This is a genomic window from Stenotrophomonas maltophilia group sp. Smal32, from assembly GCF_030237085.1.
Taxonomy (GTDB): Bacteria; Pseudomonadota; Gammaproteobacteria; order Xanthomonadales; family Xanthomonadaceae; genus Stenotrophomonas; species Stenotrophomonas maltophilia_Q.
In genome coordinates this window covers 23,521-48,569 of sequence record NZ_JASJSI010000002.1, presented here as the reverse complement: position 1 = coordinate 48,569, position 25,049 = coordinate 23,521, and the positions used below count along the sequence as shown (strand labels likewise).

26 protein-coding genes and 1 riboswitch are annotated in these 25,049 nt (G+C 65.9%); of the genes, 11 read left to right on the top strand and 15 right to left on the bottom strand.

All coding sequences use genetic code 11. The annotated features are described in order from the left end of the window. Position 1: 1 nt before the first annotated feature. From QRO91_RS00695 to QRO91_RS00680, 4 genes are all read right to left on the bottom strand, one after another. Positions 2–298, bottom strand: a complete 297-nt coding sequence (locus QRO91_RS00695) for an autotransporter outer membrane beta-barrel domain-containing protein (RefSeq protein WP_049429506.1) — start codon at positions 296–298, stop codon at positions 2–4. 81 nt (positions 299–379) lie between these two features. Further along, the gene (locus QRO91_RS00690; RefSeq protein WP_049429505.1) at positions 380–802 is read right to left on the bottom strand and encodes an autotransporter outer membrane beta-barrel domain-containing protein; all 423 of its coding nucleotides are present in this window, start codon (positions 800–802) and stop codon (positions 380–382) included. Between the two features lie 190 nt (positions 803–992). Beyond that, entirely contained in the window at positions 993–1,502 is a 510-nt protein-coding gene (locus tag QRO91_RS00685) for a fimbrial protein (RefSeq protein ID WP_049429504.1), read from the bottom strand. Positions 1,503–1,543: 41 nt separating this feature from the next. Then, entirely contained in the window at positions 1,544–4,021 is a 2,478-nt protein-coding gene (locus QRO91_RS00680; RefSeq protein WP_308306956.1) for a fimbria/pilus outer membrane usher protein, read from the bottom strand. Positions 4,022–4,388: 367 nt separating this feature from the next. On the opposite strand from QRO91_RS00680, the gene QRO91_RS00675 reads away from it, so the two are divergent. The 4 genes from QRO91_RS00675 to QRO91_RS00660 all read left to right on the top strand — a co-directional run bounded on the left by QRO91_RS00675 (position 4,389) and on the right by QRO91_RS00660 (position 7,124). Continuing rightward, positions 4,389–4,901, top strand: coding sequence for a fimbrial protein (locus QRO91_RS00675; protein WP_049429503.1), 513 nt, complete (start codon positions 4,389–4,391; stop codon positions 4,899–4,901). 62 nt (positions 4,902–4,963) lie between these two features. Beyond that, on the top strand, positions 4,964–5,686 hold the full coding sequence (locus QRO91_RS00670; RefSeq protein ID WP_197619733.1) for a molecular chaperone: 723 nt from the start codon (positions 4,964–4,966) through the stop codon (positions 5,684–5,686). Then, positions 5,683–6,651 carry a fimbrial protein gene (locus QRO91_RS00665; RefSeq protein ID WP_238378673.1) on the top strand — a complete coding sequence of 323 codons (969 nt, stop codon included), beginning with the start codon at positions 5,683–5,685 and terminating at the stop codon, positions 6,649–6,651. Before QRO91_RS00670 ends, QRO91_RS00665 begins: the two co-directional genes overlap by 4 nt. A 101-nt stretch (positions 6,652–6,752) precedes the next feature. Then, positions 6,753–7,124: a DUF805 domain-containing protein gene (locus QRO91_RS00660; RefSeq protein WP_049429502.1), complete on the top strand. Its 372-nt coding sequence runs from the start codon at positions 6,753–6,755 to the stop codon at positions 7,122–7,124. A 200-nt stretch (positions 7,125–7,324) separates the two neighbouring features. Here the strand turns inward: QRO91_RS00660 and thiL are convergent, their stop codons facing one another. The 5 genes from thiL to QRO91_RS00635 form a co-directional block, all read right to left on the bottom strand. Further along, positions 7,325–8,287 (bottom strand): thiamine-phosphate kinase, encoded by a 963-nt coding sequence (gene thiL / locus QRO91_RS00655; protein ID WP_049429501.1) that lies wholly within the window; start codon positions 8,285–8,287, stop codon positions 7,325–7,327. Positions 8,288–8,654: 367 nt separating this feature from the next. After that, complete coding sequence (gene nusB / locus QRO91_RS00650) at positions 8,655–9,134, bottom strand: transcription antitermination factor NusB (RefSeq protein ID WP_049429500.1); 480 nt, start codon at positions 9,132–9,134, stop codon at positions 8,655–8,657. Next, positions 9,131–9,598: a 6,7-dimethyl-8-ribityllumazine synthase gene (gene ribH, locus QRO91_RS00645; protein ID WP_010481977.1), complete on the bottom strand. Its 468-nt coding sequence runs from the start codon at positions 9,596–9,598 to the stop codon at positions 9,131–9,133. Before ribH ends, nusB begins: the two co-directional genes overlap by 4 nt. A gap of 193 nt (positions 9,599–9,791) precedes the next feature. Continuing rightward, positions 9,792–10,892 carry a 3,4-dihydroxy-2-butanone-4-phosphate synthase gene (gene ribB / locus QRO91_RS00640; protein WP_049429499.1) on the bottom strand — a complete coding sequence of 367 codons (1,101 nt, stop codon included), beginning with the start codon at positions 10,890–10,892 and terminating at the stop codon, positions 9,792–9,794. Beyond that, on the bottom strand, positions 10,889–11,491 hold the full coding sequence (locus tag QRO91_RS00635) for a riboflavin synthase (protein ID WP_049429509.1): 603 nt from the start codon (positions 11,489–11,491) through the stop codon (positions 10,889–10,891). The genes ribB and QRO91_RS00635 overlap by 4 nt, the downstream gene beginning before the upstream one ends. Before the next feature lie 74 nt (positions 11,492–11,565). Next, positions 11,566–11,711, bottom strand: a riboswitch (FMN riboswitch). A 187-nt stretch (positions 11,712–11,898) separates the two neighbouring features. Here QRO91_RS00635 and QRO91_RS00630 point away from each other — a divergent pair. From QRO91_RS00630 to QRO91_RS00615, 4 genes are all read left to right on the top strand, one after another. After that, positions 11,899–12,519 carry an outer membrane beta-barrel protein gene (locus tag QRO91_RS00630; RefSeq protein ID WP_049429498.1) on the top strand — a complete coding sequence of 207 codons (621 nt, stop codon included), beginning with the start codon at positions 11,899–11,901 and terminating at the stop codon, positions 12,517–12,519. A 153-nt stretch (positions 12,520–12,672) separates the two neighbouring features. After that, positions 12,673–13,557 carry a hypothetical protein gene (locus tag QRO91_RS00625; protein ID WP_049429497.1) on the top strand — a complete coding sequence of 295 codons (885 nt, stop codon included), beginning with the start codon at positions 12,673–12,675 and terminating at the stop codon, positions 13,555–13,557. 179 nt (positions 13,558–13,736) lie between these two features. Further along, a complete protein-coding gene (locus QRO91_RS00620; protein WP_152906582.1) occupies positions 13,737–14,753 on the top strand; it encodes a hypothetical protein in 1,017 nt (338 codons plus the stop codon). Between the two features lie 8 nt (positions 14,754–14,761). Continuing rightward, entirely contained in the window at positions 14,762–15,670 is a 909-nt protein-coding gene (locus tag QRO91_RS00615; RefSeq protein WP_049429495.1) for a hypothetical protein, read from the top strand. 170 nt (positions 15,671–15,840) lie between these two features. Here QRO91_RS00615 and ribD read toward each other — a convergent pair whose 3' ends face one another. From ribD to QRO91_RS00585, 6 genes are all read right to left on the bottom strand, one after another. Further along, positions 15,841–16,926: a bifunctional diaminohydroxyphosphoribosylaminopyrimidine deaminase/5-amino-6-(5-phosphoribosylamino)uracil reductase RibD gene (gene ribD, locus QRO91_RS00610; RefSeq protein WP_197650619.1), complete on the bottom strand. Its 1,086-nt coding sequence runs from the start codon at positions 16,924–16,926 to the stop codon at positions 15,841–15,843. A 118-nt stretch (positions 16,927–17,044) separates the two neighbouring features. After that, the gene (gene nrdR, locus QRO91_RS00605; protein ID WP_004143350.1) at positions 17,045–17,566 is read right to left on the bottom strand and encodes a transcriptional regulator NrdR; all 522 of its coding nucleotides are present in this window, start codon (positions 17,564–17,566) and stop codon (positions 17,045–17,047) included. 158 nt (positions 17,567–17,724) lie between these two features. Next, entirely contained in the window at positions 17,725–18,156 is a 432-nt protein-coding gene (locus QRO91_RS00600; RefSeq protein ID WP_049429493.1) for a hypothetical protein, read from the bottom strand. Between the two features lie 110 nt (positions 18,157–18,266). Then, on the bottom strand, positions 18,267–18,695 hold the full coding sequence (locus tag QRO91_RS00595; protein WP_049429492.1) for a hypothetical protein: 429 nt from the start codon (positions 18,693–18,695) through the stop codon (positions 18,267–18,269). A gap of 189 nt (positions 18,696–18,884) precedes the next feature. Then, on the bottom strand, positions 18,885–20,138 hold the full coding sequence (glyA, locus tag QRO91_RS00590; protein ID WP_049429491.1) for a serine hydroxymethyltransferase: 1,254 nt from the start codon (positions 20,136–20,138) through the stop codon (positions 18,885–18,887). Positions 20,139–20,325: 187 nt separating this feature from the next. Then, the gene (locus QRO91_RS00585; RefSeq protein WP_049429490.1) at positions 20,326–20,814 is read right to left on the bottom strand and encodes an RcnB family protein; all 489 of its coding nucleotides are present in this window, start codon (positions 20,812–20,814) and stop codon (positions 20,326–20,328) included. A gap of 253 nt (positions 20,815–21,067) precedes the next feature. On the opposite strand from QRO91_RS00585, the gene ettA reads away from it, so the two are divergent. The 3 genes from ettA to QRO91_RS00570 all read left to right on the top strand — a co-directional run bounded on the left by ettA (position 21,068) and on the right by QRO91_RS00570 (position 25,038). Continuing rightward, on the top strand, positions 21,068–22,732 hold the full coding sequence (gene ettA / locus QRO91_RS00580) for an energy-dependent translational throttle protein EttA (RefSeq protein WP_005408049.1): 1,665 nt from the start codon (positions 21,068–21,070) through the stop codon (positions 22,730–22,732). A 235-nt stretch (positions 22,733–22,967) separates the two neighbouring features. Next, positions 22,968–23,657 carry an outer membrane protein gene (locus QRO91_RS00575; protein WP_049429489.1) on the top strand — a complete coding sequence of 230 codons (690 nt, stop codon included), beginning with the start codon at positions 22,968–22,970 and terminating at the stop codon, positions 23,655–23,657. A 64-nt stretch (positions 23,658–23,721) separates the two neighbouring features. Beyond that, on the top strand, positions 23,722–25,038 hold the full coding sequence (locus QRO91_RS00570) for an NCS2 family permease (RefSeq protein WP_049429488.1): 1,317 nt from the start codon (positions 23,722–23,724) through the stop codon (positions 25,036–25,038). Positions 25,039–25,049: the final 11 nt, after the last annotated feature.

Genomic DNA, 25,049 nt, shown 5'->3' with positions numbered 1-25,049 from the left:
GTTACCAGGCCATGCGTAGGCCCATCTGCGCCGAGATCCTACGCTGGCCGCGACCACCGTGCTCCGCGTTCAGGCCCGCCCAGGCGCCCCGGCGCACGCCCCACTGCAGATCGACACCCGCCTGCAGTTCACGCCGATCGCTCTTCCGAGAATCGTGCATGTCGCCGCTCAGCCAGTACACGGCCGCATAGGGTTGCAGCAGGCTGCGCTGGCCCTCATGCCAGGTGGAAACCCGCAGCCCCGCACCGGCCTCCATGCCGTCGGCATGCCGCAACAGCACCTGCGGCTGCAGCTGCAATGGCCAACGTGCGCCCCTACGCAAATTGAATGTGAAGCCGCCTTCCAGCGACGCCAGCCATGGCCGCGAGTCGCGGGCCGCTTATGTCAGGCTCGCGCCGTACACATGGCTGCGGAACTGCGCCGCCTGCAGGCTGGCATCGAGATAGGCTCCAGCCGCGCCATCTGCCTGTTGCAGCCAAGTGCCGTACACGCCGACCGTAGTTCCTTGCACGCGTTCCTTCCCGCCGCGACCAGACGCCGTGGAAACCACGTGACCATCGCTGCGGCTGCTGCCCACCATCACGCCCATAAGCACATGACTCGATTGCAGCACATCGCTACCCAGCTGTACCGCCGCGCCGCTTTCGTATGCATTGTTGCTCAGCGTGGCGACACGCACCCATGCATTGCGTCCGTCTTCCAGCGTGAGTGTGCCGCGACGGTCATGCGCGCGCAGGGCCAACAGGACAGCGGCCCGAGCACTACCCAGCTGCACTGCATCGGTGGCCAAATCGCCAGCCATGACCGGTGCAGCAGCGCAAACGCCCGCAGATGGTGTGCGCGAAGGGCTGCTGCTGCCATGCCGGGGGTTGGCCGAGTATGTGGACGTGCAGTTGCACGCCGCGCTGTAGAGTCGAGCTTGCTCGACTTCGCAGACACCGCGGAAGGCAGTCGAGCAAGCTCGACTCTACGATGGGGCGGCGCGCGGCGCGTTATTCGTAGTCTGCGGTAACGGTGATTTCGGTGCGCACTTCGCCGGCCTGCAGGCCAGTCAACGCGGTGGCGTAGTAGCCGGCACGCAGCGGGTAGCTGGCGGTGGCGCCGGTGACCGGCACTTCAATACCGGTGTCGCCGTTCTTCAGGTAGGTGTTGCCGCTGGCACCGGCCAGCAGGGCCACGCTGACGCCCGCTGCCGGGTCGGTGCTGGCGGTATTCTTCCAGCGCTGCGCATCGCCATCGGCCGCCGTGCCGCTGAACGACAAGACCGCCTTGCTTACACCTACGCAGCCGGTGAAGTTCAGCGCGCTGGTTTTCAGCCCATTGTTGCCAACCACCAGCTCATCGGCCTTGATCGAGTCCAGTGTGATCGGTGGCGCCGCCAGTGTGCAGGTACCCGGCAGCACGCGACCGCTGATGGTGAGCGTGGCGGAGTCGGCCGAGGCCACGGCGAGCAGCATGCCGACAGTGATCGCGACGATACAGGCAACTAGTGAAGCTTTCATGGAATTCTCCTGACGAGGATTGAAAGTACGCGGCGGCTTACTCATAGCGAAGCGCTGGCCGCCGCCAGACGCTGCGGAACACACTCGCCCACGCTCCACGACAGCCCATAGGCGTCGGGAGCATCGGGCATTCGGTACTCGATGCGGCAACGCGCCGCGCCTTCGGGGTCGACAATCAAGGCACCTGCATCCTGCGCGCCACGCAGCTGGATCACCCCACCCTGCCCCACCGCACCCAACGGCAAGCCGTCTTCGCTGTGTACCTGCGCGGCGAATGGCAGCGGCTGGCCCAGCGCATCGGTGGCGTCGATGAACAGCGTGCGCTCACGGCGCACGTCGAACGGCACCCGTACGATCCCACCAGCGGTCGGCGCCACGCGCTGCGAGGTCTGCAACAGTTCCACTTCCATCGGCAGGCCAGACGGATCCAGATCCAGCGTGTTCCAGCGGTACGGGCTGATGTGCGGCACCAGTGCATAGCCATTGCCGGCCACGCGCACGCCCGTGCTGCTGCCCACGCGTGCGCCCTGCGCGCCCGGTGCCTGTACCAGCGCGAAGCCATCGCCCACCGGTGCGCCCAGGTTGATGCCACCACCATGCAGCACCGCGCTGCCCGAGGCGCCCAGCGACAGGCTGCTGTAGTCGCCCACGCGGCTGTAGCCGGCATCGACGTGGCCGCGCCCGCCCTGCCACGCGGCGTAGGCACTGTGGCTGCCTTGCCCGCTGCCCTGGGTAGTGGACAGCGTGTAACTGAGCGCGCGCGATTCACCCAGGTTGCCGGTCAGGGTGGCTTGGGCCTGCCCGCCACTGCCGGCATGGCTGAGCTGGGTGCTCATGCGCGGCGCATGATGGGTGCGGCCCAGCGGCACGCTCAGGGTGAAGGCATAGCGGGTGTCCTGGCGTCCATCGCCCTGCTGGTAGCGCAGGGCCGACAGCCCGTAGTTCGCCCGCCGCGTGCTGGTCTGCACACTCAGCTGCAGGTCGCTGCGGCTGCGGCTGCTGTCCCAGTAGGCGACCTGGCCGCCGCTCAGGTGCAGCGTGGTGCGCTCTCCCAGCTTCTGCGAGAAATTCAGCTGGTAGCGCTCGCGTGCACGAAAGCCGTAACCCCATTCGTCCACCGCGCCGCCGCCGAGCACGCGCGCGGTGTCGTTCAGACTGAGGAAGCCGCGCGTGCTGTAGCGGTAGGCAGCCAGACCGAAGTTGGTGCCGGTGGCCTGCACATAGCGCTGGTAGTTCACCCGGAAGCTGTTGCCGGACATGCGCTCACCCGGCGCCAAGTTGGCGCGCGAATGGGTGACGTCTACGCCGAAGGCGCCGATACGGGTGTTGATGGCCGCGCCCGACAACAGCGATTGGTAGTGCTGGCCGACCTGCGTACCGCCCAGCAGGGTAAGGCCGTTGCTGATGCCACGCGCGTAGGTGCCTTCGGCAAAGCGCAGCGGCTGCAGGGTGCGCTGGGTGTCGCGCAGCTCGCCCACGGTGAACGCGAAGCGCGAAGCACCTGCGCGCAGCGCCTGTGGCACTGCAGAGAAGTTCACGTTGAAGCGCTGCTCGCGGCCATCGGCCTCGGTGACCGTGACCTCCAGGTCGCCGCCGAAACTGGTGGGGTACAGATCCTCGATGGAGAATGGACCGGGCGCCACGTTGCTTTCGTGGATGATGTTGCCGTTCTGGCGGATGGTGACACGTGCCGCGCCTTCGGCGATGCCCTGCACCTTCGGCGCATAGCCGCGCAGCGAATCGGGCAGCATGCGGTCATCGCTGGCCACGCGCACACCGGTGAAGGCCACGCTGTCGAACAGCTCGCCACCGGTATTGCCCTGGCCCAGCAGCAGCTGGCTGTTCCAGGCCGGAATGTCGCGCTGCACGTGGCTGCTGATGACGTTGTAGTTCGAGCCACGCGTACTGTGTGTAAAGGAAGATCGATGACGCAGCCGCCAGGCCCCGGCATTGAACCCTGCGTTCAGGCCCAGGTAGGAACTCTCACGCCCCTGGCTTCGGTAATGATTGCCGCTGTAGTTCACGAACGCGGCCGTGATGCCGTCGTCGCGCAGCTCCGGCGCCACGAAGCCGCGTGCGGTACTGGCCTGTGCGGCCTGCGGCAGGCTGATCGACAGTTCCAAGGTGCCGCTGTCGAAGGCGACGCGTGCGCCTTGCACACGCTCTGCCAGATCGACGCAGGCCGCTGCATTGCCGGGCAGCGCATCCAGGTATTCCGGCTTCAGCGGCAGCAGGCGAACCAGCGACACTGGAATACACGGCACCGCCACGTGCGGGTCCTGGTCGATGGCGAAGCGGATGTCCTGGCTACGCAGGAACTGGCCGTTCACATGTACATCCACCGCGTAGTCGCCTGCAGGCAGCGGATTGCCGTTGACATAGCGCGCCATGTCGATGGCCTCGCCGCCAAGCAGGAAGCCTTCGCTGAACTCGGGTGCGGGTGAGGCGGCAACAGCAAGGGCGGGCAGACCCGCCAGCAGCGCGGTACCGATGGCACGTGCCAGGGGAACGGGTTTCACCGGGCGCATTGCGCCGGCCCACCGCGATGCGGCGGAAGTCGGAAACTGCATGTGGCGGGTGGCCGCGTGAGCACGCGGCGGCTTCGTGGGGGGACGCCAGACTAGGAGTGTGCTCTTGCCAATGACATTCAACTTGTTGCATTTCGCCTGACGCATCTGCACCAGTGTCGGCGACAACCCACGCTCCGCCAACAACGGGCACGAACAGCCGCCTCGCGTGCGTGATGACGCAACTGCGTGGAGGTCTTCCGCCATGCAAGTGCATTTGCAAGTTGTTGCATTCACCCGGCGACAGCAAGCGCGGAGACTACGCACCGCTGGCTGCTGCGCGGCCAATGCACATCCTTCCCTCCGTTGAGAACTTCGCATGTCCCTGAAACTGCGCCTGCTGTCCCTGTCCCTGCTCGCCGCCGCTGCGCCGGCCGCGTACGCCGAATCACTGGAAATCACCGGTGAGCTGATGCCGTCGACCTGCTCGGTCGGCTCCGCTGGCGGCACCATCACCGTGCCGATGGGCCAGGTCGATCTGGCTTCGGTGAACGCCAACACCCGTGCTGGCCAGAAGAACTTCACCATCGCGCTGGACTGCACCGGCTCGGGTGCCGAGCAGGATGTGGGCGTGCGCTTCGGCGGCACCCCGGACGGCAGCACCGGCAACCTTGCACTGACCGTCGCGTCCGGCGCCACCAACGTGGGCGTGGCCCTGTATGACGGCGCCGGCAACCACCAGAAGATCGGTGATGACCCGACCCAGTGGGTCACCATCGCCGCCGGCGGCACTGGCCAGCTGGACTACAGCGCGTGGTATGCCTCGCCGGGCCAGAACGCGACACAGGGTACCGCCAACGCCTCCGGCGATTTCGTGGTGGTCTACAAGTAAGCCCCTGGCCGCCCGGCGCACGGATGCGCCAGGCGGCCATCTTCATCATCAAGAGGTTTCCCATGAAGCACCACGCATCGACGTGGCTGTGCGCGTCGCTGGCGATGGCCGTTGCGCTGCCTGCTACCGCGGCGGTCACGCTGCAGGGTACGCGTATCGTGTACGACGCCGGCAAGGGCCGCGACACCACCGTGCGCGCCAGCAACGTGGGCGAGCTGCCGGCCATGACCCAGGTCTGGATTGACGATGGCAACGCGCAGTCGCGCCCGGAAGATGTGCGTACGCCGTTCCGGCTGACGCCGGCCGAGCCGCGCCTGCTGCAGTCCAAGCAGGGCCAGGCCTATCGCATCACCTATGCGCCGCGTCCATCGGAGGCACCGCTGCCGACCGACCGTGAATCGGTGTTCTATTTCAATCTGCTGGACATTCCGCCCAAGCCGGCCAATGCGGCCGACAAGAACCTGCTGCAGTTCGCCGTGCGCACACGGGTGAAGCTGTTCCATCGCCCCGCCGGCCTGCCCGGCAGCGCGCGCGATGCGGCCGCACAGTTGCAATGGCGCGCTGACGGTGGTGCGCTACAGGTGAGTAACCCCAGCGCCTACCACGTGACGCTGAGCACGCTGAAACTGGCCGATGGCCGCAGCGTGGACGTGGACATGATCGCGCCGGGCCAGAGCGCGCGCTTCGCGCTGCCGGAGGGTGCGGCGATGCCGGCGTCGGTGACCTTTACCTGGCTGGATGACTACGGCGCGCCGCGCGAGCAGCAGGCAGCGGTCAGCCGATGAAGCCTGCACGCCCGTGGCACTGGGCGCCGTTGCTGTGTCTGGTCGCGACGCTCTTCCTGTTTGAAGCGGGTGCCGCCTGGGCCTGCACTGCCGTGACCGATGGCTTTGCCAGCACGATGTATCCGGTGGTGTTGAACGAGCGCGAATCGTTCGACTACTCCTTTGGCGCGGCCGGTGTCGAGTTCAGTGGCTGCCCGAACACTGCGCCGCTGGAGTTCGAGGTGGAGTTCGATACCCCGATGACGCTGCTGGGCACGGTGGAGTACCGCGGCCTGACCTTCGGCAAGTTCCAGGCGTCTGATACTTCACCATTGGTACTGCTGGGCGTGTACGAGGAGCGCGGCGGCATTGCCAACGGCGTGGCGTTCACCATGAGTGGGCAAAGCCTGGTGCTGACCGTTCCTGCTTCGTCGCGGGCGAAGCTGTTGACCGAACTGTCGGTCTCCGGGCGTCGCAACGTACAGAGCGAAGCGATCTCGCGTACCTCGCAACTGCGCATCCGCCCGCGCAGCAATCCTTCATTGGTGGGCACAGGCACGCTTGAACTCGGGTTCGATGTCTCGGTGATACGCGACTGCGCGGTGCAAGGCGCCACGCTGACACTGGACGATGTACCCGCCAATGCACTGGCAGGTGCCGGAAGTTCGGCGGGCGACAAGGACTTCGTGGTGAACATGGCCTGCAGCCACGACAACGTGCCGGTGGAGCTGACCCTGACCGACGCGCATGTGCCCGGCGGCAGCGGCAGCATGCTTGCCGCCGCACCTGGCAGCGATGCCGCAGGCGTGCAGATCGAACTGCTGCGCAATGGCCTGCCGGTGCAGCTGGGCACGCCCTGGTCGTACGGCATGGCGCAGACCGGAAGCAACCCGATTCCGCTCAGCGCGCGCTATGCCCGCAACGCCGACGCGCTGGTGGCCGGCGCGATTGTCGGCGAAGCCGTACTGATGGCCGATTACCCCTGAGTGCCGTGGCGGTCGGGTTCAGATCCTTCTGCCAGTCGGCAGACGGATCTGAACCCGCCAATCGTGACCAGTGTTTTCACCGCCCCAAAGGAGAAAAGTAGATGCACAAGATGATGGTTCCGCTGAAGCGCTATACCCAGTTCACTGGGCGCGCCAGCCGCAGCGAGTACTGGTGGTTCCAGCTGTTCATGATGATGTTTACGGTTCCGTTGAACGTACTGGGCCTCATTGCCGGCCACATCAACTCCACATCGCTGGCGTTGGTTTCATCCGGGCTGACAGTGGCGGTATGGCTGGCACTGGCACTGCCACTGATCGCGGTGACCATTCGCCGGCTGCACGACACCGATCGTTCGGGCTGGTGGCTGCTGCTGATGTTGGTGCCGTTTGCCGGCTTGGCCGTGCTGGTGTTCATGCTGCTGCCCAGCACGCCGGTTGACAATCGGTTTGGCAAACCCGTTCCGCACGTATAAGCGATTACGCCGGGCAATGCCTGGTGTTTTTGTTTGTCGCGCCCCCGCTCTGGCAGGTGTCGACCTTGGTCGACACGAGGCCGGCAAGGAGGCCTGACAGATCAGTGCCAACCAAGGTTGGCACCTACCATGGCAACGCTCTGACGCCAAGCTGGGGTCAGAGCCCTTTGCGCTGCAAAGGGATCCGACCCCGCCATGCTTCAGGCGAAGTGCTGGTAACCACCATCGGCGGCTTCGCCATCCACATGCACGCCCTGCCCTTCGGCGATGCGGCCGATACGGGTGAGCGGCAGGTCCAGCGATTCGGCGAGGTAATGCAGCGCATCGCGCTGGTCAGCGGCGGCGGTGAAGCACAGTTCGTAGTCGTCACCGCCGCGCAGTGCGCATTCGCGGGCGGTTTCACGGCCCAGCAGCTCACGCAGCGCATTCGAAATCGGCAACAGATCGGCATCGACATGCGCGGCCACCGCGCTGCGCGTGGCGATGTGGCCCAGGTCGGCCAACAGGCCATCAGACACGTCCACCGCTGCATGCGCGAACGCCCGCAGGCGCAGGCCGAGGGTGACGCGCGGCGTCGGTCGCAGCAGGCGCAGGCGCAGGCTTTCGTAGTCGGCCAGCAGCGTGGCGGTGGCCACGTTCAGCGCACCCTGCTGCCACAGGCGCAGCGCACCGGCGGCATCGCCCAGCGTGCCACTGACCCAGATATCGTCGCCCACCTGTGCACGGTCGCGGCGCAGTGCCTGGCCACGGCCGACCTGGCCCATCGCAGTGACCGACAGCGACAGCGGGCCGCGCGTGGTGTCGCCACCGATCAGCGCGATGTCGTGCTGGTCGGCGAGGGCGAAGAAACCGTCGGCGAAGGCTTCGATCCAATCCTCGCTCGCATCGGGCAATGACAGCGCCAGCGTGCACCACGCCGGGCGCGCGCCCATCGCAGCGAGGTCGGACAGGTTGACGGCCAGCGTCTTCCAGCCGATGTCGAACGCCGGGGTTTCGGCCGGGAAATGCACGCCGCTGTTGAGCGTATCGGCGGTGACCACCAGCTGTTCGTTCGGGCGCGGCTGCAGCAGCGCGGCGTCATCACCGATGCCGAGCAGGATGTCGTCGCGCTCGAGGGTGCGGGCGCGGATGCGGTCGATGAGGGCGAATTCGGCCAGGGACATGGGGGCGCTCCGGCGGGTTGCATGGATGGGCGGCGGGCGCGGGTGGATCGTGCCGATGGGGGACAACCGATGGGAAACCGATCGGATGGAACCGGTGGGAATCCGACGGGGTAGAGTCGACTGTTAGTCGACTGCTCTCCCGTCCGACACCCCGACTGCTGATCGAAAGGCAGTCGACTAACAGTTGACTCTACCAAAGCAGGTTCCCGCGCCATTCGAAAATCAAAGCAGGTTCCCGCGCCGTTCGAAGTCCAAAGCAGGTTCCCGCGCCGTTCAAAGATCAAAGCAGGTTCCCGCATCGTGCAACGGTCGAGCGGGTTTTCACCCATGCCAACCAAGGTTGGCATCCACCAGAAGCAGAAACGGGTCAGTGACCCGATTCGACCTTGCGCCATTCCACGGCGGCACGATCCAGCACACCATTGACGTAGGTGTGGCCGTGTTCGGAACCGAAGCGCTTGGCCGATTCGATGGCTTCGTTGATCACCACGCGGTACGGCACGTCCAGGCGGTAACGCAGCTCATAGGCGGCCAGGCGCAGCACCGCGCGTTCGATCGCGTCCACTTCCTCGATGCCGCGGTCCAGGTACGGGGCCAGGGCTTCGTCGATGTCACGACGGTTGTCGAGCACGCCATGCACCAGCGCTTCGAAGTACGCCAGGTCGGCGATTTCACGGGCCTGCTCATGCGCGAACTGGGCGATCAGCGACTGGGCGTTGCCGCCGGAGATCTGCCAGGCATAGATGGCCTGCACGGCACGGCGGCGGGCGCGCGAGCGCAGCACCGGATCGACGCCATCGCGGCGGACGGGTTTACCGGAGGGCTTGCCCTGGGTGTTCTTGTTCATGGCAGCTGCTCCAGAAGATTGACCATTTCCAATGCGGCGAGTGCGACTTCCTCGCCCTTGTTGCCGTGGCTGCCGCCTGCGCGGGCCTCGGCGTCTTCAACGCGTTCCACCGCCAGCACGCCGTTCAGCACCGGCACGCCGAAGTCCAGCTGCACGCGCATCAGGCCTTCGGCGCAGCGGTCGGCCACGTGTTCGTAGTGGCGGGTATCGCCACGGATCACGCAGCCCAGGGTGAGGATGGCGGCGTGTTCATGGGCGGCGGCCAGGCGCGCGGCCACCAGCGGCAGTTCCCAGGCACCCGGCACGCGGATCACGTCGATGTTGGCTTCGGTGATGCCGTTGCCGGCCAGGCTCTGGCGGGCGCCAGCGACCAGCGTATCGGTGATGCGGGCGTTCCAGCGGCTGGCCAGGATGGCGAAGCGCGCTGATTCGGGAGTGCGAAGATCGCCTTCGTAGTGGCTCATATGCGGCTTGGGGGACTCGATAAGGGGGTAATTCTAGCGTGGATGGGCCCCGGCCGTGGCTCGCGGGGACCTTGAGGGAGCCTGCTGTAGAGCCGAGCCATGCTCGGCTGCCCTGTCTGGCACCGGACCGGAGAACCCCGCGCTGGGCGCATGAGCCGAGCATGGTTCGGCTCTACAAGGGTTCCCAATGGCCTCAGCAGCCCACCGTCTCCACCACTTCCAGGCCGTACCCGGCCAGGCCGATCTGGCGGCGCGGGGTGCCCAGCACGCGCAGCTTGCCCAAGCCCAGGTCGGACAGGATCTGCGCGCCGGCACCGTTGCGGCGCCACTGGCTCACGTCCTTGTCCTTGCCCGGCACTACCGGCGCCGCCTGCTGGCGCAGGCGGGCCAGCAGGGCCTCGCCATCACGCGGCGCCTGCAGCACCACCATCACGCCACTGCCTTCGGCGTCGATGGCACGCAGGGCATCGGTGGCGGCCACGCCGAAATCATCGCGACGCCAGTGCAGCAGGTCGGCCAGCGGGTTTTCCACCTGCACCCGCACCAGGGTGGGGGTGTCGGCGTCCGGGGTACCACGCACCAGGGCGAAATGCAGGTCGTGGGCGATGCGGTCGCGGTAGGTCACCAGCTTGAACGGGCCGAATTCGGTATCGATGTCGCGCTCGTCGACGCGCTCGACGGTCTTTTCGGTGGCCAGGCGGTAGGCGATCAGGTCGGCGATGGAGCCCATCTTCAGGCCGTGCTCGCGGGCGAAAACTTCCAGCTCCGGGCGGCGCGCCATGCTGCCGTCGGGGTTCAGGATCTCAACCAGCACGCCGGCCGGTTCCAGCCCGGCCAGCATGGCCAGGTCCACGCCGGCCTCGGTGTGGCCGGCGCGGGTGAGCACGCCGCCCGGCTGGGCGATCAGCGGGAAGATGTGGCCCGGCTGGTGCAGGTCGGCCGGCTTGGCGTTGGGCTTTACTGCGGTGCGGATGGTGTGCGCACGGTCATGCGCGGAAATGCCGGTGGTGACACCCTCGGCCGCCTCGATGCTGACGGTGAAGTTGGTCTGGAACTGCGCGGTATTGGCCTGCACCATCGGCGCCAGGCCCAGATCGGCCGCGCGCGTGCGGGTGAGCGGCAGGCACACCAGGCCACGGCCGTGGGTGACCATGAAATTGATGTCGCTGGCCTTCACCAGCTCGGCGGCCATGATCAGGTCGCCTTCGTTCTCGCGGTCTTCGTCATCGACGATGACCACCATGCGGCCCAGGCGGATGTCTTCCAGGATTTCGGGGATGGGTGCGAAGTTCATGCGCGGGCTCCTTCACCCAACAACCGCTCGACATACCGAGCGACCAGATCGATTTCCAGGTTCACCGCGCTGCCCACGCCGGTAGCGGAAAACGCGGTGTTGGCCACGGTGTGCGGAATGAGGGCGACTTCGAAGCCTTCATCGTCCACTTCGTTGACGGTGAGGCTGACGCCGTCCACGCAGATCGAGCCCTTCTTGGCAATGTAGCGGCGCAGCGAGGCCGGCGCGGCGAAGCGCCAGCGCTGGGCGCGCGCATCTTCGTGGATGGACAGCACCTGGCCCAAGCCATCGACGTGGCCGCTGACCAGATGGCCGCCCAGGCGGTCGGTCGGGCGCATGGCGCGCTCCAGGTTGATGACCGCGCCCTCGCCCAGCTGGCCCAGCGTGGTCAGGCCCAGGGTCTCGGTGGAGGCATCAGCCTGGAAGCCGCAGGCGTCGAATGCGATGACGGTGAGGCAGACGCCGTTGATGGCAATGCTCTCGCCCATCTGCACGTTGTCAAACGGCAGCGTCCCGACATTGAAAGTGAAGCGGACATCGCCGCCAATGGGTTCGCGAGCGGCCAGACGGCCGACGCCTTCGATGATTCCAGTAAACAAGTAACGTTCTCCGCGGAATGTGAGCGAAAAACGCCGCAAGGCAAACAGGCGCACGCAGGGCATGAGCCCTGTGGCACCGTCTTCTTTCATCCGGACTATGACCGTCGGCTCCGGCATTGGACCGGATCTGCTGACCCCCGGCCGTGGGCCGGGGCGCTCGCGGGCTCGTGCTTGCGCACCTACCGCCGGTGGGGAGTTGCACCCCGCCCTGAAGACGTTTGTGTACCGGCGAACCGGCGTAGCCAGTGTAACAGCCCGGGCTGAACGGGGTCGGATGCCACAGCTGTGACGCCCGTCGCTCGCAATTTGTAAAACTTTCATTAAAATTCTGCCTCGGACGACATGATGTCGCCACGGGCAGCCGCAAGGGCAGGCCCGCCAATGGACTGAAATTCACAGGAATTCCCATGCGCAAGATCCTGATTGTGGCCGCCCTGCTGGCCGCCGCCCCGTTCACCGCGTCGGCCGACGCCCTGAGCTACACCTACGTTGAAGGTGGCTGGACGCAGGTCAAGGTTGACGACAACGCACTGGACGACCCCAAGGTCGACGGCGGCTACCTGCGTGGTTCGGTCGCGCTGGCCGAACAGGTCTACGTCTTCGGCGGCTGGTCGCGTACCAGCAAGACCCGCCATTACGGCGAAGATTCGCTGAAGCTGGAACTGAACCAGCCGGAGCTGGGCATTGGTTACCACATGCCGTGGTCCGACCGCGTGGACTTCACCGCCGATGCCGCCTGGGTGCGCCAGAACGCCGAATCGACCCTGCGCTATGACGGCGTGCGTTACCACGGCAAGGACCACACCAACCTGGGCCGCGTCACCATGGGTATCCGCGGCAAGCCGTCGCGCATGACCGAAGCCTGGGCCAAGGCCGGCTACATGGATGGCGGCAACAACTTCAAGGGCACCTGGGTCGGTACCGTCGGCGGCCAGATCAACTTCACCAAGACCTGGGGCCTGGTGGGCGAGATCTCCGGCTACCGCGACGTCACCCAGTACTCGGTGGGCGTGCGCGCCAGCTTCTGATCCAACGATCGCTCCTCGTCGTGCGATCGAACGGGCCCCGCAAGGGGCCCGTTTTTTTTGGCCGCTGCACACCGGCACGTGGCCGCGTGGCGCCATCGAAAGTGCAGGCAGATGCGCTAGTCTTGCGCGCCTCTGGAACAGGAAACCACCGTCATGAAGACGCTCACCCGTAGCTTGCTGACCAGCGCCGTGCTGTGCGCCCCGCTGTTTGCCAGTGCCGCCCCGGCCCCGCTGACGCCCGAACAGGCCTTCGACCTGTACGCGCGCACCCTGCTGGAAGACGACGCGGCCGCCACCCGCACGCTCAACGATGCGCTGAAGCCAGCCTTCGAAGGCCAGGACGCCGTGACCCCGACCCCGGGTGCCCTGGCCAAGGCCCTGGCCGAGCCGTGGCAGACCGTGCTGGCCAGCGCCGGTGACAAGACCGACGCCGCCGCCACCGAAGCGCTGTACGCCAAGGCCCTGCGCGATTCGAAGTGCCGCGCGACCAAGAGCGTGATCGAAGACAACGAATACGTTGAAGACCAGAAGCTGGCGCGCATCAGCTTCAGCTGCCAGGTGCCCGACCTGGGCAAGGTGCGCCCGCTGTTTGCTGCCAGCCTGGCCGCCGATGCCAGCCCGGCCTCGCGAAAGCAGTTCACCGATGCCTATACCCAGGCGCTGCAGAGCGGCGCGCGCGTGCCGGTCAGCGGCACCTTCACCCTGTACCCGGCCAAGGACAACGGCTATTGGTACAGCGGTAATTTCGATGACCTGGTGGGCACCGTGGCCGGCGCACTGGCCCCGTTCGAGGACTGGATGCAGGACGTGGAGGCCGCCAGCGCACCGAAGGTAACCGGCGTACCGGGCTGCGACCTGCTGCTGCAACAGCACCGCGCCTGCGTGGCGAAGATCGCGCCGGACCAGATCAGCGGCGTGGATGCGATGGCCGAGGAACTGAAGGCCAAGGCACAGGTGCAGTCGGCCGAGGAGATGACGCAGGAGTGCAAGGCACTGCGCCCGATCGCCGAGATGATGTGGACTGACGAATGCGCGTGAGGCGGTAAGCGATATCGCCGGGCCATGCCCGGCATTACGCCGCTGCCGTCAGCCTTCGGCGGCAGTGCCGGTATGGTGTGACAGAGAGTCCGGGCAACCTTCACGATGCCTGGGAGGGGCCTGCCGGCGAAGGTGGCGCGCGGACGGCCAGATATCCTCGATGCCACCAAGGCACGCGCATGCAGTCCACCGCCATCCCGACTGCGCAGGAACAAGGTCCTCTGGAGGCAGTGCGACTCGCTGAGTCGAACGGCCAAAGTCCGCGCCCCGTGAACCCGGCGCCGTGGGTCTGGAATTTCGGATTTCTTGCATGGACCCAGGGTCCACGTACAGGGATCCTCGCGTTCCATTCCACGCGACGCGGCCATGCCATGCTGAAACCGATCATCACCGGATTGCTCGGCACGTCGCTGTCGGCGACCGCCGCGCCCACGGGCGCACTCTCGCTGGAAGAGACCTTTGACGCGTACGTACGCGTAGTCACCCAGGATGACGAGCGAGCCCGAACCGCACTGAGGGAGAGCCTGCAGACAGCCAGTAAACATGCGTTCCCCGGAATCGGGGATACCGTAGACGCGCTCCATATCCATCAAGGCCCTGCGCTGGGAAGCAATGACCCCATTGCCATGGCTGTCAAAGCCAGGTGGCACTCCATCCATTGCAAAGAGGTCGAGCGCGCCGATAGCGGCTCTCCCGATCGTGTGACGATCCGCTACCACTGCGGGGTTCCAGACGTCTCCAGCTTCTTCGCGACCTATCGCGAGCATCGCGAACAATTCGTGGCCGTGGATGCAGTCGCGTCCATCCAACCCGCGAAAATGGCATTTGCCCAAGTGCTGACCCAAGCTCCCAACAGCACGTTCGACACCACGGCCGAGTTCTTCCGTGCTGGCGAAGGCGGTCCCTGGGCCAGTACCGACATGATGTTCCTCGGGCTGGCGCTGCTTCAGAAGATGCTGCCGTTCCGGGAATGGAATGAGCGCATCGAGGCAGAGTCCATCACTGCCCGTACGGGCATTCCTGCGTGTGACCTGCTGCTTGACGCACGACTGAAAGCCGCACGGATTCACGACTCCGTCGATCCCTCATCAGACGACGCGACCTTTCAGAATGTCCTGGAAGAGACGGTCAGCGGGATGGGACCCGACGAGGCTCGCGCGCACTGCCGTGCACTCCAGGAACGCCACCGACCATGAGTCCACCCATGAAAATGATGCGACTGCTCGTACTGACCTGCGCGCCACTCTCTGCCCTGGCCTCGCCCGATGCATCCACGCAGCGTGCGGATGCGCTGCCGTCGGGCGAGATCACCGCAGGTATTGACGCCAATTTCCAGCTTTATCTTTCGCTTCTGCTCGCTGCCGACCCGGTTGCCCGCCGCACCCTCGACGCGCAGTGGAAGGGTACGTTCCAGCCCCCAGGCTATCTCGATCGGCTGCAGGAAGTGCGAGCGCGCATTGGCGATGACGAGGCCGCCGAACGCTTCCTGGTGCCTGCTGGCTTTGAATCACCCGGCATCGGCGCTGCATCGCTGGACAGGCTGGGCCGCGTGACCTGTACCGCACTATCCACCCGCGCCGGCCCCACCGCCAATACAGCGACGTTGTCCTATCGCTGCTCTGTCCCCGACCTGACTCCACTGTACGCCAGGTACCGGGAGGCAACAAAGGCAGGTTCCAGGGCTGCGGCTCCCGCCGAGATGGCCGACATCTTCCGTCGCCAGGTCAGGATACTGAGGGGATCAGGATCGCGCAGCATTTCCGGGGATCTGGAGTTCTTCCGACATGGCCAGGGCGCATGGCTCAGCCGCAGTGCCAACAGCCTGGAAGCGAAGCTGCTCGACGCCTTCATTCCCTACCACGGCTGGGACCGGCGCATGCTGGAGGAGGAAGCGCCCAGGCTCACAGGATCGGTTGCATGTGACTGGCCGCTGCATCGGCTCCGCAACTGCGTGAGCCAGCAGGCACCGCATCGCATCGGTCATTTCAATGCGCTCCAGGCCGAAATACTGGATGCGGCGAAAGGCATGGATGAGCACCAGCTATTGACCTACTGCAACAACCAGGTATCGCCCCATCTTCATTTCGAATACAGCGGCCTGACATGCCCATGAAACAGGGCCCGGCAAGGTGCACGTGCGGTCAGGGCTGATGAACTACGCGTACGGCAAATGCCTGGGAGGCCATTGGAGACCTGTGAGCCTTGCAACATGCGCAGCGATCATTCGCCCCGCCAACCTTGATGCCACATCCGGCGGGTACGACGCGACATGATCGGCTTGCGTTACGGCCGCAGCAGCAGACGCATGTCCTCACCCACCTGGCGTTGATCCACCACGCGCAGCCGGTGCTGCTGGGCCATCGCCTCGATGCCGAGGCCAGCCAGCAGCGGGCGGCCGGTATCGCCCAGCAGCGTCGGCGCCTGGTAGAGCAACAACTCATCCACCCAGCCGCCGCGCAACAGTGCACCGGCCAGGGTGGCTCCGGCCTCGGTATGCACTTCGTTGATGCCACGCTCGGCCAGCAGGACCAGCACCGCACCAAGGTCCAAACTGCCACCGCTGCCCGGCACGCTGGCAAATTCGGCGTCGGCCGCATCCGGTGCGCTTACTGCTGCGTCATGCAGGTACAACGTCGGTGCCCCACCCTCGCGCACACGGCTGCATTCCAGCGAACGCAGGCGCGAATCCAGCACCACGCGCAGCGGCGGCATCACGTCGGTATCGGCCAGGCGTACGGTCAGCATCGGGTCGTCGGCCAGCACGGTGTCGGCGCCGGTCAGGATCGCGCCGGCGCGAGCACGCCAGTGCTGCACATCCTCGCGCGCGGCCGGGCCGGTAATCCACTTGGAGCTGCCGTCGGCCATCGCGGTGCGGCCATCCAGGCTGGCGGCCAGCTTCACCCGCAGCCACGGGCGGTTGCGCTCCACGCGTGAGAGGAAGCCCTTGTTGAGTTCGCGTGCCTGCGCGGACATCAACCCTTCGGCGACCTCGATGCCGGAATTGCGCAGCAGATCGAAGCCACCGCCATCAACCTTCGGGAACGGATCGCGCATCGCCGCAACCACGCGCGACACGCCGGCCTCGATCAACGCCAGCGCGCACGGCGGCGTGCGCCCGTAGTGTGCGCAGGGCTCCAGGGTGACGTAGGCGGTGGCACCGCGGGCCTCGATGCCGGCCTCGCGCAGCGCGAACACTTCGGCGTGCGGGCCACCCGCGCGTTGGTGCCAGCCCTGCCCGACCACGCGTTCGCCATGGGCGATCACGCAGCCGACCATCGGATTGGGGCGGGTGGTGTAGGCGGCACGCTCGGCCAGGCGCAGTGCGTTGGCCATGTGCAGGTGGTCGAGGACGGAGAACGAGGTGCTCATGCCACCATGGTAACGCTGACGGTGTAGATCCACGCCATCAGTGCCAACCAAGGTTGGCACCCACCAGAGCAAAGGCCATTGTGCCAACCAAGGTTGGCACCCACCAAGGCAGAAGCGGTCAGCCCTTCTTCTTCTTGGTCAGGGCAATCACGTCGCCCAGCAGCTGCAGCTGTTCGGTACTGGACGGCAGGTCACGTTCCAGCTTCTCGATCTCCTCGCGGAAATCAGCTACGTCCTCGAAGCTGCGGTACACCGACGCAAACCGCACGTAGCCCACGTGATCGAGCTTGCGCAGTTCATTCATCACGAACTCGCCAACCTTGATCGAAGGCACTTCGCGCTCGCCGCTGATACGCAGCTGGTGAACCACCGCGCGTACCGCCGCTTCGATCTTGTCTTCGGCCACCGCACGCTTCTGCAGCGCGCGGTCGAAACCCGCCCGCACCTTGCGCTGGTCGAACGCTTCGCGGGTGCCATCGCTCTTGACGATGGCCGGCAGCTTCAGTTCAACCGTTTCCATGGTGCTGAAGCGCTCGCCGCAGGCTTCGCATTCACGCCGACGGCGGATCGTCGCGCCGTCTTCAGAGACGCGCGAGTCGATGACCCGGGTATCGGCATGTTGGCAGAAGGGGCAATGCATGGAACGCCTGGCTCAGGGGGCAACCTAATTGCCACGGTCATGGCAGCGTCGCAAAGGTACCTGAGAAGGCGTTCAGCAGCAAATGCTGTCTGCGCAGAAGTGCCTGCGCAGCGCGCCCAGCGCGCGCGTGGCGGGAGGCTCAGCCCGCCTTGCCGACATCAGGGGGCAGACCGTCCCCAGCGCAGCCACGCCAGGTGCCCCGCCATCACCAGCAACGGCGGGCCAAGCCCAAAGAAGGCCAGCGTCGTTATCTCACCATGCTTGAAGGTGAAATACAGCGTGGCGGCGACCACGCCCAGCGCGGCGAAGGTCCCCAGCAGCAGCCCAATCCATGCGACAAGCGGGGATTGGCGCAGGCCATCGCGGCCGCGCCACAGGAAGAGCCCGGTCAGCCACATCCATGACAACAGACCGAGAAGCCCGGCCAACGACCACAGCGCGATCACCGCGGGCTCGTTGCCGGACAGATACTTGCCGTCCATGACGGCTATCAGGCCCAGCACCGCCACGGTGCCTCCTGCCGCCGCAGTGGGCAGGCCCACCAGCAGGCCTGCTATCCCCATCCATCGTTTGTGCTGCTGCTCATCCATAGGCTCGACTCTCCTTGCTGACGTCAAGGGCTTCGTGGCTGCTGTGGCTCCTGACGCCTCAACCATGCCTGCGAAGCGGACTGCGAGCAAGTTCCCGCGCAGACTGCCATTTACTCCACCACCTCCTTCTTTGTCAGCCATCGGAGGTGGCAGACAAGGGTCAACCACGGGGCGCCCAAGGCTATGGACACAGGCAGAAACAGCATGCCAAACGGTCCAACCACTATGTACATGGCACACCCGGCCTGCATGGCGCATATCAACCCCATCGCACTCAGCGGCTCCGAGTTTTCCCGTAGCCCGGCGGTGCCGCGCTCATGCCACGCATTGATCAGCCTGTAAATGAAAGACAGGGCAAGCAACGAGAGCAGGGCCCACAGCGCAATCATTGACAGAAATACAACACTGCCACGAAGAAGAGCTCCCCAGGTCATCAAGAATGCGAAATAAAAACTGAAAAGAACCAGGGGAACGGACAACAGCCAAAAGTGTAGAGCAAGAAGAATCGACTGCTTGGCAGGTGGATGGCGCATGGTCATGACCCTTGAGGCGATTACACGAGCCTGAGACCCCGCCGTCAGCTAAGCCATACGATTATTCTGAAAAAGTATCAATCGGATACTGGGGTCAGAGCCCTTCCCTGCGGGAAGGGATCCGACCCCTGCGTCGATCCGGGTTGCGGGGTCGGATCCCTTTCCGCATGGAAAGGGCTCTGACCCCTGCTTCGATCAGCCGTAGACCGGGTACTTGCGGCACTGCGCGCTGACGGCGTCGCGCACGCGGGCGATGACGGCTTCATCGGTCGGTGCGTCGAGCACATCGGCGATCCAGTTGGCCAGGTCCACGCAGTCCTGTTCCACGTAGCCGCGGGTGGTCACCGCCGGGGTGCCCAAGCGCAGGCCCGAGGTCACGAACGGCGAACGCGGGTCGTTCGGCACCGAGTTCTTGTTGACGGTGATGTGCGCCTTGCCCAGTGCAGCTTCCGCATCCTTGCCGGACACGTCCTTGCCGATCATGTCGACCAGCATCAGGTGGTTCTGGGTGCCACCGGAGACGATCTTGTAGCCGCGCGCGATGAGCGTGTTGGCCATCGCCTGGGCGTTCTTCACTACCTGCTGCTGGTAGGCCTTGAAGCCCGGTTCCAGTGCTTCCTTGAAGGCCACGGCCTTGCCGGCGATGACGTGCATCAGCGGACCGCCCTGGATGCCCGGGAACACGATCGACTGCAGCTTCTTGACCAGGTCTTCGTCGGCGCCCTTGGCGACGATGATGCCGCCGCGCGGGCCGCGCAGGGTCTTGTGGGTGGTCGAGGTGACCACGTGCGCGTGTTCCAGCGGGCTCGGGTAGACGCCGGCGGCGACCAGGCCGGCGACGTGCGCCATGTCCACGAACAGGTAGGCACCGACCTTGTCGGCGATGGCGCGGAAGCGCGCCCAGTCGATCACCTGCGAGTAGGCCGAGAAACCAGCCACGACCATCTTCGGCTTGTGCTCCAGGGCCAGGCGCTCGACTTCGTCGTAGTCGATCAGGCCCTGGTCGTTCACGCCGTACTGCACGGCGTTGAACAGCTTGCCCGAGGCATTCACCTTGGCACCGTGGGTGAGGTGGCCGCCGTGGGCCAGGCTCATGCCGAGGATGGTGTCACCCGGCTGCAGCAGCGCGAAGTACACGGCCTGGTTGGCCTGCGAACCGCTGTGCGGCTGCACGTTGGCGTAATCGGCGCCGAACAGCTGCTTGAGGCGGTCAATCGCCAGCTGCTCGGCGATGTCCACGTATTCGCAGCCGCCGTAGTAGCGCTTGCCCGGGTAGCCTTCAGCGTACTTGTTGGTCAGCTGGCTGCCCTGCGCTTCCATCACCGCCGGGCTGGTGTAGTTCTCGCTGGCGATCAGCTCGACGTGGTCTTCCTGGCGCTGGGTCTCAGCGGCGATGGCCTTGGCCAGTTCGGGATCGTAGGATTCGATGCGGACGTCACGCGGGAACATCGGGTACTCCAGCAGGCAGGGAAAGGGGATACGACTCAGCCCTCGATTGTAGCCCCGCACCGGCCTGCTGGGGCCGAAACAGACGGGGCCGGCATCCCCGAAGGAATCCGGCCCCGTATGGTTTCGATTGATGGTGTGGGCTCAGAGCCCTTTCCGTTGGAAAGGGATCCGACCCCGGCCGCGATCCTCAGCGCCCGCTGAGCACGTACTGGGCGATCACGCCGGTGGCGATGGCCACCAGCAGCATGTTGCCGCGGTCGTCGCGGATCCAGTGATGCCCGTACGGCGGGCGTCGCAGGTGGTAGCGCGGGTAGTCGTTCACCACGTAGACCGGGCCACGGTAGTAGTCGCGGTAGGGGGAACCGACCCGCCAGCCGTAGCCGCCATAGCGCGGCGGCGGCGGTGCCGGACGATAGACCACGCGCGGCGGCGCCGGGCGGTAGTAGCGGTCATGGTCGCGGTGCCACTCGCGGCGATCCTGGCGGTAGTCGCGCCGGGCCTCGCGGCGGTCGCGCTCCCAGTCACGGCGGTCCTGGCGCCACTCACGGCGATCCTCCCGCCACTCGCGGCGGTCATGGTCGCGACCGCGATGGTCATTGTCGGCGAAGGCCGGGGCCACGGCGCCCAGCGCCAGCACAGAGGCCACGGCGCCGGCCATTACTCGATTTATGCGCATGTCAGACCTCTGCTCGGGTGGGTGGTGAGCCCATATTGCCCACCCGATCTGAACCGTTTCCGGCTGGAAACGCTTCCCGCTGCGGGACTGTGACGGAGTATTCAGGCGATAGCCAGCCCGACGGCGCCACCCGGGCGCGGCCCGGAACCGGTTCCGGCTATAATTGGCGGTATTCCATTTCAGTCTGTGCCCACTGCCGCAACGGGATCTTCCCGTGACGGACCGGGCGCAGGGCCGCGCCTACGGAGACCGCATGTCCTCGCAATACATCTACACCATGAACCGCGTGTCCAAGGTGGTCCCGCCCAAGCGGCAGATCATCAAGGACATCTCGCTGTCCTTCTTCCCGGGCGCGAAGATCGGCCTGCTGGGCCTGAACGGCGCCGGCAAGTCCACCGTGCTGAAGATCATGGCCGGCGTGGACACCGATTTCGAGGGCGAAGCCCGCCCGCAGCCGGGCATCAAGGTCGGCTACCTGGCGCAGGAACCGGAGCTGGACCCGACCAAGACCGTGCGTGAAGCGGTGGAGGAAGGCGTGGGCGAAGTGCTGCAGGCCCAGGCCGCGCTGGAAGCGGTGTACGCCGCCTACGCCGAGGAAGGCGCCGACTTCGACGCGCTGGCCAAGGAACAGGAGCGCCTGGAGGCGATCCTGGCCGCCGGCGATGCGCACACCCTGGAAAACCAGCTGGACGTGGCGGCCGATGCGCTGCGCCTGCCGCCGTGGGATGCCATCGTCGGCAAGCTGTCCGGTGGTGAGAAGCGCCGCGTGGCGCTGTGCCGCCTGCTGCTGCAGAAGCCGGACATGCTGCTGCTGGACGAACCGACCAACCACCTCGACGCCGAGTCGGTGGAATGGCTGGAGCAGTTCCTGGCGCGCTACACCGGCACCGTGGTGGCCGTTACCCATGACCGCTACTTCCTGGACAACGCCGCCGAGTGGATCCTGGAACTGGACCGCGGCCGCGGCATTCCGTGGAAGGGCAACTACACCGACTGGCTGACCCAGAAGGACGAGCGCCTGAAGCAGGAAGACAACCAGGAAAAGGCTCGCCAGAAGGCGATCCAGAAGGAACTGGAGTGGTCGCGCCAGAACGCCAAGGGCGGCCGCACCAAGGGCAAGGCCCGTCTGGCCCGCCTGGAAGAGCTGCAGTCGGTCGATTACCAGAAGCGCAACGAGACCAATGAAATCTTCATCCCGCCGGGCGAGCGCCTGGGCAATGCGGTGATGGAGTTCAAGAACGTCTCCAAGAAGTTCGGCGACCGCCTGCTGTTCGACAACCTGAGCTTCCTGGTGCCGGCCGGCGCCATCGTCGGCATCATCGGCCCGAACGGTGCCGGTAAGTCGACCCTGTTCAAGATGATCACCGGCCAGGAAAAGCCGGATACCGGCGAGATCGTGGTCGGCCCGACCGTGAAGCTGTCCTACGTGGACCAGAGCCGCGACGCGCTGGAAGGCAACCACAACGTCTTCCAGGAAATCGCCGGCGGCCTGGACATCCTCAACATCAACGGCATCGAGATCCAGTCGCGCGCCTACATCGGCCGCTTCAACTTCAAGGGCCAGGACCAGCAGAAGATGGTCGGTTCGCTGTCCGGTGGTGAGCGTGGCCGCCTGCACATGGCCAAGACCCTGCTGCAGGGTGGCAACGTGCTGCTGCTCGACGAACCGTCCAACGACCTGGACATCGAAACGCTGCGTGCGCTGGAAGATGCGCTGCTGGAGTTCCCGGGCAACACCTTCGTCATTTCGCATGACCGCTGGTTCCTGGATCGCATCGCGACCCACATCCTGGCGTTCGAAGGCGACTCGCACGTGGAGTTCTTCCAGGGCAACTACCGCGAGTACGAAGAAGACAAGCGCCGCCGCATGGGCGACGACGCGGCGCCGAAGCGCCTGCGCTTCAAGGCGCTGAAGTAAGCCGCACCGCAGGAAACGAAAGGCCGCGCTCGCGCGGCCTTTCGTCTTTCAGGCCTTCCTGTCGCCAGTTTTTCAAGGTGTTTTCGCCGGTCGGAATTCAACCGCTGATGAACGTCCGAGCCCAAACAGGCGTGAAACCCTGTCGCAGTCTCGCTTTGCAATTCGTTGTATGTATTCACTCGCCCACATCGGTTTTCCTACGCGCCCGCTTCATCCCCCAACGCAGGAAACCGCAATGAAAACACTGATCATCACCACGGCAGCCCTGCTGCTGTCGGGCACCGCCACGGCCGCAACCACCGACTGGGAAGGCTACTACTTCGGCGTGCAGGCGTCGCACGGCGAAGGCCACAGCAAGGACCGCAGCAACGCCAACGCATCGGAGAAGAGCATCCGCGGCTTCACCGGCGGCGTGCAGGGCGGCCGCCGCTGGCAGTTCGACAACAACATCGTGGTGGGCCTGGAAGGTTCGCTGTCCTTCGGCAACGTCGCGCGCGACTGGAAGGACCGCGAGCAGCACCAGTACAGCCCGTACCACGGCAAGGATGCAGTGACCCGCGCAGGCGCCGTTGATGTGACGCTGGGCCGCGCGATGGGCCGCTGGCTGCCCTACGTCGGTGCCGGCGTGACGGTGGCCCGGCAGGAATTCACACTGGGCTGCGACAAGTCGCTAGTGGAGGCCACCAACGGCTGCCGCGTGGCCGAATTCGAGACCCGCGCCTCGCACGTGTCCACCGGCGCCCACGCCACGGCAGGCGTGCTGTACCGCTTCAACGACCGCCTCTCGGCCGGTGCCGAGTACCGCTACACCCACCTGGGTTCCAGCCCGGTGACCCTGGAAGATCCCAACTACCCGGCTGCGGCCCGTCGCAGCTTCCATACCGACTACAGCAGCGTTACGCTGAAGTTGAACTACCACTTCTAACCGCCTGGCGACGTACCCGCAGGTCCCCAGGGGCGGCAGGGTGTGCAGGCATGAGAGATCTGCGATGTCCCTGTTCGAGCGCCTGTTCCAGCTGCAGCAGCACGGCACCACCGTGCGCACCGAACTGCTGGCCGGTGTCACCACCTTCCTGACGATGTCCTACATCGTCTTCGTGAACCCCGAGATCCTCGGCACCACCGGCATGGATGCCGGCGCGGTGTTCGTGGCCACCTGCCTGGCCGCCGCGCTGGGTTCGGCGGTAATGGCGCTGGCCGCCAACTTCCCGGTGGGCATGGCGCCGGGCATGGGCCTGAACGCGTTCTTCGCCTTCACCGTGGTCGGCGCCGCCGGCCTGCCCTGGCAGCAGGCGCTCGGTGCGGTGTTCATTTCCGGCCTGGTGTTCCTGGTGCTGTCGCTGACCGGTGTGCGCGCATGGCTGGTGTCGGGCATTCCCTCATCGCTGCGCTCGGCCATCGTGGCCGGTATCGGCCTGTTCCTGGCGATCATCGCGCTGCAGAAGTCCGGCGTGATCGTCGGCAATGAAGACACGCTGGTGGCGCTGGGTCCGTTGAACACGGCGCCGCCGCTGCTGGCGCTGGCCGGCTTCCTGCTGATCGCGGTACTGGAAGCACGGCGCATCCGTGGTGCGATCCTGATCGGCATCCTGGCCGTGACCGGCGCGGGCTGGGCGCTGGGCGACGTGCAGTACCAGGGCCTGGTTTCGCTGCCGCCGAGCCTGGCCCCGACCTTCCTGCAGCTGGACCTGCCGGGCCTGCTGCACCATGACGGCGGCGCACCGATCGCCGTGCTGCTGCAGGTGGTGCTGGTGTTCGTGCTGGTGGAAGTGTTCGATGCCACCGGCACGCTGTATGGCGTGGTCGGCCGTGCCGGCCTGCTGAAGCTGCCGGGCGCGCAGAAGCGTTTCGGCCGCGCGCTGCTGGCCGACAGCACCGCGATTGTTGCAGGCTCGCTGCTTGGCACCAGCAGCACCACCGCCTTCGCTGAAAGCGCCTCTGGCGTGCAGGTGGGCGGCCGCACCGGCCTGACCGCTTTGGTGGTGTCGGCCCTGTTCCTGGCGGCACTGCTGTTCTCGCCGCTGGCAGCGATGGTGCCCAGCTATGCCACCGCACCGGCGCTGCTGTTCGTCGCCGGCCTGATGCTGCGCGAGCTGGTGGAAGTGGACTGGAGCGACCTGACCGAATCGGTGCCGGCGGCCCTGTGTGCGCTGGCGATGCCGTTCACCTACTCGATTGCCAACGGCCTGGCGTTCGGCTTCATCGCCTATGCCGCGCTGAAGGCCGGCACCGGGCGCTGGCGCGAAGTGCATCCGGCGGTGTGGCTGGTGGCGGTGCTGTTCACCCTGCGCTACGCGCTGGAATGACCGTTGAGTGG